Annotated in this window: 1 protein-coding gene; it reads right to left on the bottom strand. The window is 62.9% G+C overall.

Annotation, left to right across the window (positions count from 1 at the left end; genetic code table 11):
* The coding region (locus Q673_RS35240; protein ID WP_023007526.1) for an IS1380 family transposase at nucleotides 1–1,113 on the bottom strand (1,113 nt) is incomplete at its 3' end.
* Between the last annotated feature and the right edge of the window lie 88 nt (nucleotides 1,114–1,201).

The following is a 1,201-nucleotide window of genomic DNA, read 5'->3' as shown; positions in this document are numbered from 1 at the left end:
CAGCCCCGAGAGCAGCAGTCGGTACTGATTGGGCCACCATTGGTGGCAGCTGGTGCGGTCTGAGAACAGGAGCTGCTGCTCCTTGATGCGGTTCTCCATCTCGCCTCGGGCGCAGTAGCGGTGGTCGTAGAGCCACTCTGCGCTGCAGCCGCGCAGGTTGGTCACCACGTAGCGGGTGTTGAAGCCACGCCAACTGGTCTCGGATTTGACGACCACCTTTCGTCGGCGCTTCTTCCAGCTCTTGGCGGCGTACTCGATGAAGCCGAAGACTCGCTGCTTCTCACGGGTCTTCTCGAAGCGGATAGCTGACTCGTAGTCGATATCCAGGGCTAGCTTGGCCAGCCGCGGGTTGCCGGCGAGGCCGACGATGTAGTCGACACCGTGGCGCTCGCACCAACTGAGGATCAGCGGGCGGCAGAAGCCGCTGTCGCCGCGGAATACGACCTTTACCTCAGGCCACGCCTGGCGCAGCCGCCGAACCAGCAGGGCAAGAATGGCGCCGGCGTGGTGGGCGGCATCTCGGTAGGCCGGGCGAAGGTAGCTGACCAGCAGCTGATCGCCACAGAACACGAACAGCGGCAGAAAGATGTAGTGGTTGTAGTAGCCGTTGAAGTGCCGCCCGAGCTGCTGGCCGTGCACCCGGTCGTCGGTGGCATCGAAGTCGAGGTAGAGCGGCTTCTTGGGTGGCCGCCGGAACGAGCGGATGAACTGCTCGATCATTTCCTCGTGGATGGTGACCGCCCAGTCCCGATCGGCTTGCTGCTCGAAGCGACACAGCGTGGACTGGCTGGCCAGCACGCCGTCGGTATCGACGGCGGTCTGCAGGGCGATGTCGTGACGCAGCGCCTGGTGGTCGTTGAGATCCTCGTAGCCCAGCGCCAGGCCAAACACGCGCTGCCGAACCAGGGTTTCGGTGCGATGCAGGCAGCGTTGAGGATCGCGGTCATCACTCAGCCGGCGAGCGATAGCGCGGGTCAGGCCCATCTCGCGGTCGAGCTGCCGCAGCAGCAGGATGCCACCGTCAGAGGTGACCTCGCCGCCATCGAAGCTGGCGGTGATCTGACGGCCTTTGCAGCGTGGAAAGGTGGCGGTGGGCGTGGTACATTTTGTCATGGCGGCTGTGTCGGCTAATTCTTGGTTAGGCTCTTGAATTATAACCGATTTTCAGCCGCTTTTTTCATGCCTGGTGCAATATTCGGGC

Origin of the sequence: Halomonas sp. PBN3 (genome assembly GCF_000475415.1) — a bacterium.
GTDB lineage: Bacteria > Pseudomonadota > Gammaproteobacteria > Pseudomonadales > Halomonadaceae > Halomonas > Halomonas shengliensis.
Note: the sequence above shows the minus strand (reverse complement) of the source record. Positions and strands in the feature narration are given on the sequence as shown.